This is a genomic window from Vulcaniibacterium gelatinicum, from assembly GCF_008033445.1.
Classification (GTDB): domain Bacteria; phylum Pseudomonadota; class Gammaproteobacteria; order Xanthomonadales; family Xanthomonadaceae; genus Vulcaniibacterium_B; species Vulcaniibacterium_B gelatinicum.
The window spans coordinates 174,038-187,826 of record NZ_VNKO01000003.1; the positions used below are offsets into that span (position 1 = coordinate 174,038).

The 13,789-nt window shown below is 72.7% G+C and carries 12 protein-coding genes and 1 pseudogene; 2 read left to right on the top strand and 11 right to left on the bottom strand.

The annotated features are described in order from the left end of the window. Positions 1 to 68 precede the first annotated feature (68 nt). From FPV26_RS03345 to pilG, 4 genes are read right to left on the bottom strand one after another with little or no spacing between them, the layout of a single operon-like run. Complete coding sequence (locus FPV26_RS03345) at positions 69 to 2,084, bottom strand: methyl-accepting chemotaxis protein (protein ID WP_425473041.1); 2,016 nt, start codon at positions 2,082 to 2,084, stop codon at positions 69 to 71. A 33-nt stretch (positions 2,085 to 2,117) separates the two neighbouring features. After that, positions 2,118 to 2,648, bottom strand: a complete 531-nt coding sequence (locus FPV26_RS03350; protein WP_147652311.1) for a chemotaxis protein CheW — start codon at positions 2,646 to 2,648, stop codon at positions 2,118 to 2,120. A 20-nt stretch (positions 2,649 to 2,668) separates the two neighbouring features. Beyond that, complete coding sequence (locus tag FPV26_RS03355) at positions 2,669 to 3,034, bottom strand: response regulator (RefSeq protein WP_147652289.1); 366 nt, start codon at positions 3,032 to 3,034, stop codon at positions 2,669 to 2,671. 18 nt (positions 3,035 to 3,052) lie between these two features. Next, on the bottom strand, positions 3,053 to 3,451 hold the full coding sequence (gene pilG, locus FPV26_RS03360; RefSeq protein ID WP_147652290.1) for a twitching motility response regulator PilG: 399 nt from the start codon (positions 3,449 to 3,451) through the stop codon (positions 3,053 to 3,055). Between the two features lie 194 nt (positions 3,452 to 3,645). On the opposite strand from pilG, the gene gshB reads away from it, so the two are divergent. Both gshB and FPV26_RS03370 read left to right on the top strand, forming a co-directional pair. Beyond that, a complete protein-coding gene (gene gshB, locus FPV26_RS03365; protein ID WP_147652291.1) occupies positions 3,646 to 4,590 on the top strand; it encodes a glutathione synthase in 945 nt (314 codons plus the stop codon). Positions 4,591 to 4,606: 16 nt separating this feature from the next. Continuing rightward, entirely contained in the window at positions 4,607 to 5,482 is an 876-nt protein-coding gene (locus FPV26_RS03370) for an energy transducer TonB (RefSeq protein ID WP_147652292.1), read from the top strand. A gap of 4 nt (positions 5,483 to 5,486) precedes the next feature. On the opposite strand, the gene tsaB is transcribed toward FPV26_RS03370, so the two are convergent. The 7 genes and pseudogenes from tsaB to FPV26_RS12600 form a co-directional block, all read right to left on the bottom strand. Further along, on the bottom strand, positions 5,487 to 6,206 hold the full coding sequence (tsaB, locus tag FPV26_RS03375; protein WP_147652293.1) for a tRNA (adenosine(37)-N6)-threonylcarbamoyltransferase complex dimerization subunit type 1 TsaB: 720 nt from the start codon (positions 6,204 to 6,206) through the stop codon (positions 5,487 to 5,489). Continuing rightward, positions 6,203 to 8,218, bottom strand: coding sequence for a DNA repair helicase YoaA (gene yoaA, locus FPV26_RS03380; RefSeq protein ID WP_147652294.1), 2,016 nt, complete (start codon positions 8,216 to 8,218; stop codon positions 6,203 to 6,205). Before yoaA ends, tsaB begins: the two co-directional genes overlap by 4 nt. Positions 8,219 to 8,253: 35 nt before the next feature. After that, on the bottom strand, positions 8,254 to 8,760 hold the full coding sequence (locus tag FPV26_RS03385; RefSeq protein WP_147652295.1) for a tetratricopeptide repeat protein: 507 nt from the start codon (positions 8,758 to 8,760) through the stop codon (positions 8,254 to 8,256). Further along, positions 8,757 to 11,138, bottom strand: a complete 2,382-nt coding sequence (gene mrcB, locus FPV26_RS03390; protein WP_147652296.1) for a penicillin-binding protein 1B — start codon at positions 11,136 to 11,138, stop codon at positions 8,757 to 8,759. Before mrcB ends, FPV26_RS03385 begins: the two co-directional genes overlap by 4 nt. A gap of 75 nt (positions 11,139 to 11,213) precedes the next feature. Beyond that, positions 11,214 to 12,161: a glycosyltransferase family 2 protein gene (locus FPV26_RS03395; protein ID WP_246109190.1), complete on the bottom strand. Its 948-nt coding sequence runs from the start codon at positions 12,159 to 12,161 to the stop codon at positions 11,214 to 11,216. A 2-nt stretch (positions 12,162 to 12,163) separates the two neighbouring features. After that, positions 12,164 to 13,135 (bottom strand): glycosyltransferase family 2 protein, encoded by a 972-nt coding sequence (locus FPV26_RS03400; protein WP_246109191.1) that lies wholly within the window; start codon positions 13,133 to 13,135, stop codon positions 12,164 to 12,166. A gap of 177 nt (positions 13,136 to 13,312) precedes the next feature. Continuing rightward, positions 13,313 to 13,789, bottom strand: a pseudogene (locus FPV26_RS12600) (hypothetical protein); the annotation flags it as partial.

Genomic DNA, 13,789 nt, shown 5'->3' on the forward strand with positions numbered 1-13,789 from the left:
TCGGTACGCGGTGCGCGCGGCGCGGCGCCGGGAGGCAGACCTGTTCATCCGTCGCTACGCCCCACCCGTCAGGCCGGCAGCTTGAAGTCCGCCACCGAACGACGCAGGTCGGCGGCGAGCTGGGCCAGGTTGCCGATGGACTGCGCGGTCTGGCTGGCGCCCTGCGCGGTCTGCACGGTGATCGCCTGGATCGTCTGCATCGTCTGGGTGATGTTCGACGCGGCGCTCGACTGCTGCTGCGCGGCCTGGGAGATGTTCTGGATCAGGTTCGACAGGTCGGACGACACCTTTTCGATCTCGCCCAGGGCGGTGCCGGCGTCCTCGGCCAGGCGCGCGCCGGCCACCACCTCGGAGGTCGTCTGCTCCATCGAGCTGACCGCCTCGATGGTGTCGGCCTGAATCGTCTGCACCAGGGTCTCGATTCGCTTGGTCGCGGCCGAGGCGCGTTCGGCGAGGCGCTGCACCTCGTCCGCCACCACTGCGAAGCCGCGGCCCGCCTCGCCCGCCGACGCCGCCTGGATCGCCGCGTTCAGCGCCAGGATGTTGGTCTGCTCCGAGATGTCGTTGATCAGTTCCACGATCGAGCCGATTTCCTGCGAGCTCTCACCCAGGCGCTTGATGCGCTTGGAGGTTTCCTGGATCTGGTCGCGGATCGAGTCCATGCCGGCGATCGTCTGCCGCACCACGCCGGCGCCGCTGGTCGCGATCTGCGCCGAGCGGCGCGCCACTTCGGCGGACTCGGCGGTGTTGCGCGACACCTCGTTGATGCTCGCCGCGATCTCGTTGATGCGGTTCGAGGCCGAGGTGATCTCCTGCGCCTGGTGTTCGGCAGCCTCGGCCAGGTGCATGGCGGTGGCCTGCGTCTCCTGGGCGCTGGCGGCAACCTGCACCGAGGTGTCGTTGATCGTCTGCACCAGGGTGCGCAGCTGCTCGACCGCGAAGTTGATCGAGTCGGCGATCGCGCCGGTCATGTCCTCGGTGACCGTGGCCTTGACCGTCAGGTCGCCTTCGGCGAGCGAGCCCATCTCGTCCAGCAGGCGCATGATCGCCTCCTGGTTGCGGTCGTTGAGCTCCTTGGTGGTCTGGTAGCGGATCTGCTGGGCGCGGTACAGGCTGTACAGCAGGCCGGCGATGGACAGCAGCGCGGCGATGCCGGAGATGATGCCGAGCCAGAAGTTCGGGAACAGGCGGGTGTCCTTGACCGAGCCGAACGCGGTGAATGCCTCGAACAGCTTCTGGCTGTCGGCCAGCAGCTTGTCCGAGCCGCCGGTGATCTCGGCGGCAGCCGACTGGGCGCGGAACAGGTTCTGCGAGGAGCCGAGGATGGCGTCGAGGTCCTTCTTCATCTCGGTCCACTGCTGGTTGGCCAGGTTGAGCTGGGCCACTGCGGCGGGATTGGTCACGCGCTGGATGTTGCCGGCGCCTTCGCGCAGGCCGCGCATGACGTTGTCGAACACGCCCGCGTCGCGCGCCAGCGCGTCACCGGCGAGTTGCGCACCGGGGCCGCCGGCACGGATCTCGGCGATGCGCCGGGCCATGGTCGAGGCCAGCACCACCTGGCGCAGGGCGATGTACACCTGCGAGGATGCGGCGCCGCCGGCCGACATCGCGCGCACCAGTTCGTCGAGCTGCTGCTGCAGCTGCGGCACGCGGCCGATGAAGCGGTCGGCGTTGCCGGCCAGCTCCAGCACCGCCTTCTCCGAGGCGATCACCTGGTCGGCGCTGCTGCCCATCGGCCCCCAGGTGCGGGCGACCTGCGCGATCGGGTCGGACACGCCCGGCTCGTCGCCGTAGCGCCCCTGCAGCATCGCCACGTTCTCCTCGATCCGGGTCTTGGTGGCCTTGAACGCCTCGAACGCCTCGCGCTGGCCGTTGACCGCCTCGCGGCCCTGGTTGGCGAGCTGCTGCGACAGCACCTGCAACTCCGCGGCCGCCGAACTCGCGCCGGCAAGCCGGCTGCCCTGCCAGGTGGCCACGCCGGTGTTGAGGCCGAACACCGCCACCGAGACCAGCAGCGCGATCAACCAGAAGTTGGTGCCAAGGCTGCGGCCCTTGGCGGCGGCTGCGTCCATCATCGTGCTCATGTTCGACCTCGGGTTTTCTCAACTGTGCGGCAATCAGGCCGCGGCTTGTCTGAATTCGGGGGTGCGCGCCAGCAGCGACAGGCTGAACACGCCCCACGGGTGATCGCCCAGGCGGTAGGCGCGGGAGACGAAGTGCGCGTAGCGGCCCTCGGCCAGGCCGTCGGGCTCGATCCGCTGCTCCTCGGTGAAGCTGCGCTGGCCGTACAGCTCGTCGATGGTCACCGCGACGTCGCCGCCGGGCTGGCGCACCACCAGCACGCGCTGACCCTCGTGCAACACCGTGCGCTCGCCCTCCAGGAACTGCCTGAGATCCACCACCGGCAGCAGGTTGCCGCGGATGTTGGCCACGCCGAGCATCCAGGGCTGCGCGCCGGGCACGGGCGTGACCTGCGGCAGCTGCAGGACTTCGACCACCTCGTCGAAGCCCGAGGCCAGGCGCCGCGAGCCGATCCGGTAGCCGACGCCGCGCCACAGGCCCGGCGCGTCGAGCTGCTCGGGCAGGCCGGCGACGTGCGCCAGGCTGCGCCGCTCGTAGTCGGCGAGCACCTCGAACGGGGACATCACGGCCTGCACTTCGCTCATGCTCAGGCGCCGAGCAGCTCGTTGATGCGCGCGATCAGCTGGTCCTCGCGCGGCGGCTTGACGATGTAGTCCTTGGCGCCCTGGCGCAGGCCCCAGGCGCGATCGGTCTCCATGCCCTTGGTGCTGACGATCAGCACGGGGATCGCGCTGGTGGCCGCATCGCGCGAGAGCGCGCGCGTGGCCTGGAAACCGTTCATGCCCGGCAGCACGATGTCCATCAGCACCAGGTCCGGCATCTCGCGCTTGCACATCGCGATGCCGTCCTCGGCGCTGACCGCCGACAGCACCTGGTGGCCGTTGCGTTCCAGCAGCTGGGTGAGCACCGCCGTGTCGGTCGGCGAGTCCTCGATCAGCAGGATTTTTGCCATGGATGCCCTACCCCCCGGTCAGGCGTTGACGTGTTTGCGGATGGCCTCGAGCAGTTCCTCGCGCGTGAACGGCTTGGTCAGGTACTGCTCGGAGCCGACGATGCGGCCACGCGCCTTGTCGAACAGGCCGTCCTTGGAGGACAGCATGATCACGGGCGTGTTCTTGAACATCTGGTTGTTCTTGATCAGCGCGCAGGTCTGGTAGCCGTCCAGGCGCGGCATCATGATGTCCACGAAGATGATCTGCGGCTGGCTGTCGGCGATCTTGGCGAGGGCCTCGAAGCCGTCGGTCGCCGTCATCACCTCGCACCCCTCGCGCTTGAGCAGCGTCTCGGCGGTGCGCCGGATCGTCTTCGAGTCGTCGATGACCATCACCCTCAATCCGGTGAGGCTGCCGGTCCGACCTTCTTCCTGCATCACCGTTCCCCCTCGATGCGCGCGGCGCGCCGAAAGGGTTCGCCGGCGCCACTGCGGAAGTCCTATATCCCAGTCCGGCCACGGCATGTCAAGCGCGACACACTCGGGTTGTGACGTCCAGGCGGTCACCCCGGCGGGGGATGCGCCGAGCCGCCTGCTACCATCCCCGCCCACCCGCGCCTCGAACCCCCCGCATGCCGCTCGACATCATCGTCGTGATGGATCCGATCGGGTCCATCAAGATCGCCAAGGACTCGACCTTCGCGATGCTGCTGGAGGCGCAGCGGCGGGGACATCGGCTCCTCTACGTCCTGCCCGGGGGGCTGGCGGTGGCCGACGGCCGGGCACAGGCCACCGTGGCCCCGCTGGCGGTGCGCGACGACCCGGCCGGCTGGTTCGAACTCGGGCCGGGCGCGGTGCGCCCGTTCCAGCACGGCGACGTGGTGCTGATGCGCAAGGATCCCCCGGTGGATCCGGCGTACCTGCACGACACCCAGATCCTGGGCCTGGCGCAACGCGCCGGGGCACTGGTGGTCAACGACCCCCAGGGGCTGCGCGACATGAACGAGAAGCTGACCGCGCTGGAATTCCCGCAGTGCTGCCCGCCGACCCTGGTCAGCCGCGATCCGCGCGCGATCAAGGCCTTCGTCGCCGAGCACGGCGACGCGGTGCTCAAGACCCTGGACGGGATGGGCGGGCGTTCGATCTTCCGCGCCCGCCATGGCGACCCCAACCTCAACGTGATCCTGGAGACCCTGACCGAGGGCGGCCGGCACCTGGCGATGGCGCAGCGCTACATCCCCGAGATCGCCCAGGGCGACAAGCGCATCCTGCTGGTGGACGGCGTGCCGGTGGACTACTGCCTGGCGCGGATCCCGCAGGGCGACGAGTTCCGCGGCAACCTGGCCGCCGGCGGCCGCGGCGAGGGCCGGCCGCTGAGCGAGCGCGACCGCTGGATCGCGGCCCAGGTGGGGCCGGAGATGAAGCGCCGGGGGATGTTGTTCGTGGGCCTGGACGTGATCGGCGACTGGCTGACCGAGGTCAACGTCACCAGCCCCACCTGCATCCGCGAGCTGGACGCCCGGTTCGGCCTGAACATCGCCGGCCTGCTGTTCGACGCGATCGAAGCCCGGCGCTGAGGCGGTTGGCACGGCGATGAACGCTCCGGCCACGGCGGCACCCCGGATCGGCGAGCGCGAGCGCCTGAGCGCGACCGTGGTGCTCTCGCTGCTGGTGCACGCGATGCTGGTGTTGGGGGTCGGCTTCGCGCTCGAAGACGCGGCGCCGGTGGTGCCCACGCTCGACGTGATCCTGACCCGGACCCAGACCCCGCTGACCCCGGCCCAGGCCGACTTCCTGGCCCAGGCCAGCAACGTCGGCGGTGGCGAGCACGAGAAGAGCGTGCGCCCGCGCGATGCGCAGCAGGGCATCGCGCCGCAGCCGGAACCCGGGGTGGCGCCGCGACCGCTGCAGGCGCAGACCCCGGCGCCGCAACCGCCGCCCGAGGCGCGGGTGGTCGCCTCCGTGCGCGGCGAGCGGCCCGCGCCGCCGGCGCAACCCACCCCCACGCCGGCCGAGCAGCCGCTCCCGACGGGGCGGGAGAAGATCGAACGCGACATGGCGATGGCGCGGCTGGCGGCCGAGATCCACATGCGCACCGAGCGCTACGCCAAGCGGCCCAAGCGCAAGTTCGTCTCGGCCAGCACCCGGGAATATGAATACGCCGCCTACCTGCGCCAGTGGGTGGACCGGGTCGAACGGGTCGGCAACCTCAACTATCCCGACGAGGCGCGCCGGCGCCGGATCGGCGGGCTGCTGGTGATCAGCGTGGCGGTGCGCCGCGACGGCAGCGTGGAAGGCACCCGCATCATCCAGTCGAGCAACATCCCGATGCTCGACCAGGCCGCGCTGCGGATCGTGCAGCTGAGCGAACCGTTCCCGCCGCTGCCGAAGACGCGCGAGGACGTGGACATCCTGCACGTGACCCGCACCTGGCAGTTCCTGCCCGGCGGCGAGCTGGTGGACCGCTGAGGGTTCAGTGGCCGGCGCGCAGCGCTTCCTGCTCGGCCAGGGTGAGCGCGACCTGGTCGCGCAGGTAGGCCGGTTCGACCCGCTCCGGCGCCACTGCCTCGCCACGCGCGTAGGCCTGCGCCGCCAGCCGGGCGACCGCGGCGGCATGCGGCAGCGCCGCGGCGTCTACCGCGGCCAGGGGTGGGGCGAGACGGGTCGCCAGCGCCCCATTGGCGGCGGCGAAGCCGGTGCCCAAGCCGTACCAGGGGCCGGGCCGGTCCGGCAGGGTCACGGCGTCCGGCGGCATCACCCGTTCGGGGGACAGGGGGTGGACCTCGTCGCCGGCGAGCGCGAATGCGCCGGCGTAGACCTCGCCCATGCGGGCGTCCATCGCGGCCAGGACATGGGCCGGCGCGCCGGCCGGGGGCGGACCCGGGAGGGGATGCAGCGCCAGGGCCGCGAGCGTGGACACCGGCACCAGCGGCCGGTCGAGCGCCAGGGCGATGCCCTGCGCCACCGCGATCGCCAGGCGCACGCCGGTGAACGCGCCGGGGCCGCGGCCGACCGCGACCGCATCGAGCTGCGCCCGCGCCAACCCGGCCTCGGCCAGCAGCGCCTCCGCCCACGGCAGCGCCAGCTCGGCGTGCCGGCGCGGGGCGACCTCGAAGCGCTCGCGCACCGCGCCGTCCACGTACACGGCGACGGAGCAGGCTTCGGTGGCGGTTTCGAAGGCGAGCAGTCTCATTCCGGGTCCGGGATGGGGGTCGCCGCGGATTCTGCCGCAAAGAAGCGCACCACTTCGCCGATGTCGCGGGTCACCGCCATCGGCGGCAGCGAGTCGAGGAACACCCGGCCGTAGGCGCGCGTGCCCAGGCGCGGGTCGCACAGCACCAGCACGCCGCGGTCGGTCTCGGTGCGGATCAGGCGGCCGGCGCCCTGCTTGAGCGCGATCACCGCCTGCGGCAGCTGTTCGTCGCGGAACGGATTGCCGCCGGCGCGGCGGATCGCCTCGAGCCGGGCCTGGAACACCGGATCGTCCGGGGCGGCGAACGGCAGCTTGTCGATGACGACCACGCTCAGTGCCTCGCCGGCCACGTCCACGCCCTCGCGGAAGCTGGCCGCGCCGAGCAGCACGCCGTTGCCGGAGGCGCGGAACTGCTCCAGCAGCACGTGCCGCGGCGCCTGGCCCTGCACGAACAGCGGCCAGGGGCCGTCGCGCAGCGCCTCGGCCGCCTCGCGCAGGGCGCGGTGCGAGGCGAAGAGGACGAAGGCGCGGCCGCGCGAGGCCTCCAGCACCGGCCGCAGCGCCGCGACCAGCGCGGCGGTGTAGTCGCGCGACATCGGCTCGGGCAGGCGCGGCGGCAGGTAGCACAGCGCCTGGTGCGGCCAGTCGAAAGGGCTGGGTTCGAGCAGCGTGGCCGGATCCTCCAGCCCCAGGCGCACGGCGATGTGGCCGAAGTCGCCGGCGACCGCGAGCGTGGCCGAGGTGAACACCCAGGCCGCGCGCGAGCGCTCGCGGTGCGCACGCAGCGGGCCGGAGACGTCGAGCGGGGTGCGCTGCAGGCGGAAGCCGCGGGGGCTCAGTTCGTACCAGGAAATGGAAATGGGGTCAGAGTCATTTTCCGTCGAAGATGCTTCCTCTTCCGGGAGCTCACTACCGGAAAATGACTCTGACCCCATTTCCATTTCCCACCGCCGCAGCCGCGCCGCGGATTCGAGCGCCCGCGCATGGCAGGCCTCGAAGCCGGGCGCGGCCTCGCGCAGCGGCTCGAGCGCGTGCGCCAGCCGTTCCAGCGCGGCGTGCAGCGCATCGAAGGCCTCGTCCACTGCGGCGCCGTGCAGCGCGCGGGCGCGCGTGCCGCGCACCGGCAACGGCTCCATCGCCGCACGCAGGGCGCGCACGGCGTGCTCGAGCTGCTGCGCGGGCGTCTGCAGCACGGACAGCGCGCCCGGCACGTCGCGGCATTCGGCCAGCGCATCGCGCGCCAGTTCGACCAGCGGCCGCGCGCCGAGCGATTCGCCGAAGAACTGCGCCGCCAGTTCCGGCAGCTGGTGCGCCTCGTCCACGACGAAGGCCTGCGCGCCAGGCAGGATCTCGCCGAAGCCTTCGTGCTTGAGCGCCAGGTCGGCGAGCAGCAGGTGGTGGTTGACCACCACCAGATCCGCGGCCTGGGCCCGCGCGCGCGCCTGCACCAGGTAGCACTCCGACCAGAACGGGCATTCGCTGCCGAGGCAGTTGTCCACCGTGGACGTGACCAGCGGCAGCAGCGGCGAGTCCTCCGGCAGCGCCTCGAGTTCGGCCAGGTCGCCGAGCCGGGTGCGCCCGCTCCAGGCGACGATGCGCTGGAACTGCGCGGCCTGCTCGCGGGTGGCGAACGCCGGCTCGCCCTTGGCCTTCTCCAGCCGGTACTTGCACAGGTAGTTGGCGCGGCCCTTCAGCAGCGCGGTCTTCAGGCCGACGCCGAGCGCCTCACGCACGCGCGGCAGGTCGCGGTGGTAGAGCTGGTCCTGCAGCGCGCGGGTGCCGGTGGAGACGATGGTCTTGAAGCCCGACAGCAGTGCCGGCACCAGGTAGGCGAAGGTCTTGCCGGTGCCGGTGCCGGCCTCGGCCAGGAGCGTGTCGCGCTGCTCGAAGGCGTGCGCGATCGCCGCCGCCAGGCGCTGCTGCGCCGGACGCGGCACGAATCCGGGCATGGCGCGGGCGAGTGCGCCGTCCGCAGAGAGGGCGGCACGGCTGGCGGTGGCGAGCGGGCTCACGTCGGTCGCATCCTGCGGCAGTGGCGAGAAGTGGTTCAGAAGCGCTCCGGCGGCGCGACCCGGCAAGCGGCCAGCCGTGCGTGCGCCTCGTCGGCAGCGGCGGCGTCGCCCTGCGCACGCCGGACCTCGCGCACCGTGGCCCAGTGCCGGCGGCACAGCGGGCCGACCCTGGCGCCGAGCTCGAACGCGCGCCGCGCGAGCGCCTCGGCCTGGTCGAACCGGTGCAGCAGCAACGCGGCCTCGGCGCGTTCCTGCAGCAGCGCCGGATCCTCCGGAGCCAGCGCCAGCGCGCGGTCCAGCGCCTGCGCGGCCTCGGCGTGGCGGCCTTCGGCCTGGAACCGCTGCGCGGCCTGGCGCAGATCCTCGACCTGCGGATCGCGCAGCGGCTGCACCGCGAGTTCGCCGTCGCCATCGCCGGCCGCCGCGCGGACCGCAGCCAGCATCGCGGCAGGCTCGACCGCCGGCGGTGCCGGCGGCGCGGGAACCGTGGTGCAGGCCGCCAGCGACAGGACGAGCGCCGCCGCGCACAGCCGCACCTTCATCGCGGCGGCTCCTCCGGCGCCGGCGGTTCGGGCGCGGGCGCCGGCTCCTCCTCGTCGCCCCAGCCGAACCAGTCGCGCCAGCCGCCCGACTCCTCCTCGGCCGGGGCGAGGGTGCAGGGCTGGTACGGCGGCGCATAGCCGGCCACGAACGGGAAGCGGCGCGCGTCGGGGCAGCCCGGATCGGTGCTGTGGCTGCCCTGGATCCACTGCCATTCGAGGCCCTCGTCGCCGATCTCGAGCGGACGGCTCGGCAGGCGCAGGAAGATGTTGGCCCACACCCGCATCGCGCCGGTGGCGCCGTACAGGCCGGTGGGCTCGTTGCGGTCGTTGCCGACCCAGACCACGGCCAGATGGTCGCCGGTCCAGCCGGCGAACCAGCTGTCGCGGCTGTCGTTGCTGGTGCCGGTCTTGCCGGCGGGATTGAGCCGGCCGAGGCCGTCGCGCAGCAGCGGCCGCGCGGTGCCCGAGGTGACCGCGTGCTGCAGGGCGATGGTGATCAGGCGCGCGGCGATCGCATCGCCCTCCTGCGCCGGCGCCGGTTCGACGTCGTAGCGCTTGAGCGCGCGCCCCTCCGCGTCGAGCACGCCGCGCACCGCGTGCAGCGGCTGGATCTCGCCGCCGGAGGCGATGAACTGGTACAGCTGCGCCATCGCGTACGGGCTCTGGTCCACCGCGCCCAGGATCAGCGCCGGATGCGGCGCGGCCTCAATCCCGGCCAGGGTGCGGATCAGGTCGGCAAGCCGGCGCGGATCCACCTGCATGCCCAGCCGCACCGTGGCCAGGTTGTAGGACTGCGCCAGCGCGTCGATCAGGCGCACCGTGCCGTGGCTGCGGCCGTCGGAGTTGTTGGGCCGCCAGGTGCGGCCACGGCCGAGCTCCACCGCGACCGGGGTGTCCTCGATGAAGCTCGCCAGCGACCAGCGCCCCGGCTGCGCCAGCGCCAGCAGGTACACGAACGGCTTGAGCAGCGAGCCCACCGGCCGCTGCGCCTCGACCGCGCGGTTGAAGCCGGGATGGCGGAAGTCGCGGCTGCCGACCACCGCCAGCACCTCGCCGCCGTGCACGTCGGTGAGCACCAGCCCGGCCTCCAGCTCCGGCCGGCGCTTGCTCTGCAGCGCCTCCAGCGTGCGCGCCACCGCGCCTTCGGCGTAGGCCTGGGCCGAGGGCGACATGCCGGTGTGCACGGTCAGGCCTGCGCCTTGCAGCTCCTCCGCCGGATAGTCGCGGGCGAGCTGGCGCCGCACCAGGTCCACGTAGGCGGGGAACCGGTTGGCCAGGTTGGCCGGGCGCGGCGTGACCCCGAGCGGCGCGGCCAGCGCGCGCTGCAGCTCGGCGTCGGTGAGCAGGCCGCTCTCGTGCATCTTGCGCAGGGCGAGGTCGCGGCGTTCGCGCGCGCGCTGCGGGTGCCGGCGCGGGTCGTAGTAGGACGGCCCCTTGACGATGCCGATCAGCAGCGCGATCTGCTCGGTGCTCAGGTCGCGCAGGTCGCGCCCGAACCAGAACTCGGCGCCGGCGGCCACGCCGTGGATGGCCTGCGAGCCCTGCTGGCCCAGGTACACCTGGTTCAGGTACGCCTCGAGGATGGTGCGCTTGTCGTAGCGCGCCTCGATGATCATGGCGTACAGCATCTCGTTGAGCTTGCGCCGCAGGGTCTGTTCCTTGCCGATGCCGAGCAGGCCCGAGCGCGCCAGCTGCTGGGTCAGGGTGCTGGCGCCCTGGCGGGTCTCGCCCGCACGCAGGTTGACCCACAGCGCGCGCAGCAGGCCGCCCAGGTCGATGCCGAAGTGGCGGTTGAAGTCGCGGTCCTCCACCGCCTGCAGGCCGGTGACCAGCAGCTCCGGCACCTCCTCGATCTTCACCAGCCGCCGCTCCTCCTGCTGCTGGCCGTAGAGCGTGGCGATGCGCGCCGGGTCGAGCCGCGCGGTCTGCAGCGGCTGCCGGCGCGCGGCGTCGCGCAGGCTGGCCACCCGCCCGCCGGAGAGCACCACCTCGATCCGGCGCGGCGTGACCTGCCCGTCCACGTCGTGGAAGCCGCGGCTGGCGATCAGCCAGCGTCCGCCGTCCTGGGCGTAGGTGCCCGGGCGCACGCCGGCGCCGTCGTCGCGGTAGGCGGCCGCGTCCAGCTCGGTCTTCAGCGTGCGCGCGTCCATCGCCAGCCCCGGCCGCAACTCGAGCGGACGCGCGTACACGCGCGTGGGCAACTGCCAGCGCAGCTGGTCGAAGCGCTCCCCCACCTGGTGGTTCAGGTACAGCGTGTACGGGATCAGGAAGCCGAGCCCCAGCCCCGCCGCCGCCAGCAGCCAGGTCACCAGCCGCCGGCGCCAGGCGGGCGCGGGGGGGCTGTCCTCGAATTCTTCGTCGTGGTCTACGCGGGGCATGCGGGGAACGATGGAGGCAGGCGGCGAGTCTATCCCAGGCCCTGCGCGCCGCTGGCGCGGAACGGGCGCCGAAGTTCAGCGTCCGGCATGGATGCGGCGCGGCGCCGGACCGCTCACGCCACGCAGGCCGTCCACGATGCCCAGCAGCATGGCCCGGCTGTTGGCCAGCCGGGGCGGCACGAACAGGCCGAGCCGCAGCAGCTTCAGCGCCAGCCTGGGCACGTCCTGCAGGATCCAGACCCGCGGCGTGGCGCGGCGACGGTACAGGAGGAGACGGTTGCGCATCATGTAGTACAGCCGGCTCGGCGAATGCACGACCACTTCGCCGAGTCCCCAGCCGAGCCGGCGAGCATGGTCGCCGATGCGGTGGCGCATGCACGCGGTCGGCACGCCATACAGCCGGTAGCCGTGCCGGCGGGCGCGGAAACTCCATTCGACATCCACGTTGTCGATGAACAGGGCCTCGTCCATCGGCCCGGTCGCTTCCAGCACCTCGAGCGGTATCAGGCAGCCGGATGTGATGAGGAAATCGGCTTCGACCGGCTGCCCGTCGCGCGCGGGCAGCTTGCGGTTGAATGGAAACCCGATCCGGACGAACGGCGCCGGCCGGTCGTTGTTGAGGTCGAGGAACTGCGGGCCGACCGCACCCACCCGGTGCCGCGCCGACAGCGCCTGCCATGCTGCGAGCAGGCGCTCGACCATGTCCGCGGCCGGCAGACTGTCCTGATCCAGGCACAGCAGGAACCGCGCTCCGCGCGCCCGGGCCCAGACCGCGCCCTGGTTCACTGCCGCGGCCACGCCACGGTTCTCCCGGTTGCGCAACAGGGTGCACCCGGGCAGCGCGGCCGTCAGCAGCGGGAGCGCCTCGCCCGGGGTGGCATTGTCCACCACCAGTACGTGCCCCACTTGCGGCAGCACTGCCTGCAGCAGGTCGCGTAGCGCGGTCGGATCGGGATGCCAGGTGACCACCACGGCGCAGACCTGGCTGGCGAGGGAGTGGCCGGCGGCGGGAAGGGCGGACACGGTCATTCGAGCGCGAGCAGGTCGGCCACGGCGGACCGCAGGCCGAAGGAATAGCGGTGGTAGCGGCCGGAGGCCAGTTCGGCCAGCACCGCGCCGGCGCGATGCCGCCACGACGCCGGCGGCGCCGCGCGCAGGCGGGCATGCCGCCGCGCCGCTGCCAGCGCTTGGCGCCTGGATGGCGGAAAATCGGCACGCGTCGCGAGGAACCGCTCCAGCGCCGCCAATTTCTCCCCCACGCGCCGGAAGTGATGCCGCCTGGCCACATGCCGTGCGTCGTCGGCGCTGGAGAACAGCGGGCCCAGAAGCGGACGCGTGCGGATCCCGATCTGGTTGCCCGGGTGCAGCCGATAATCGATCCAGCGCTCCGCCAGCGTATCCAGACCGTCGTGGATGGCCGCCACCATCGCCAGCCATTCGTCGTGCACCCACGTCTCCGGGAACGGCAGGGCGGCAGGCAGCAGTTCGCGCCGGAATGCGGCCGTGGCGCCGGTCACGATGCTCCTGCGCAGCAGGACCTCGAACCCGCCGCCAGCATGCACCTGCGCCAGCTCGCGCGGGGACAACCCGATCGCCTGGAACAGGCCGCGTCCGAGCGGCGCACCCTGCGCATCCACCAGGCGCGCGTCGGTGTGCAGCAGCAGCAGCTCCGACCGGGACCGGAACACCCCCTCGATGCGAGCGATCTTGTCCGGGTACCAGACGTCGTCCTGGTCGCACAGGAAGATCAGCCCGCCGCCCGCCAACCGCAGCGCCGATTCGAAATTGCGCAGGCTGCCGAGGTTGCGCGGGTTGCGGCGCAGGACCACCTCGATGCCCCGCGCTTCGGCGCTCGCGCGAAAGGCGGTCAGCAACTCGAAGCTCGCGTCCGTGGAGCCGTCGTCCACCGCCACCACCTCGTCCGGCGGTCGCGTCTGCGCCAGCAGACTGTCGAGTTGTGCCGGGAGGAAGCGCGCGCCGTTGCAGGTGCACAGCACGACCGAGACGCGCGCCCGGTCCGCCGTGGCCTGCCGCCCAGCCGTCATGCCGCGCTCCGCACGGCCAACGACGGCACGGATCCGGTGCGAGCGGGCGATGGGAGGCCGAAGTCGGAAAGTCTCATACGTGCTCGCCGGTGCGGGCCCGGATTATAGGCGAGGGAGTCCCGCGGCCGGTCAGCGCGTGCGGGCACGACGGGCCGCTTCCAGTCTTCCGGCAAACTCCTCCGCTTCCGGCAGGCCCGGTTCCAGCGCTCTGGCCTGGGCCAGGGCGCGTGCCGCCGCTTCCACGTCGCCCGCACCGAGCCGCTCGTCGCCGATCCCGACCCAGCGTCGCGCGAGGCGCTGGCGGTCGCGACGAACCTCGGGCGTGGCGCCTTCGAGCGGCAGGCGAGCATCCAGGCAGGCGCGGGCGCGGGCGAGGCGGTTGTCGCGCAGGGCCTCGTCGAAGCACCGCCGCGCCTCGGGCAGCAGGCGGGCCTGGGCACGGCGCACCGCCGGATCGTCGGGGGCGAGTGCGCGCGCGGTGCGCAGGTGGTCGAAGGCGCTGTCGCCGGGCGGGGCGATCAGGTCGCCGCGGGCGGCCGCAGCCTCGGCGGCGGCCAGCGCGGCGCGCACCCGGCGCGCGACCGCCGGGCCGCGCTGCGGCGCCAG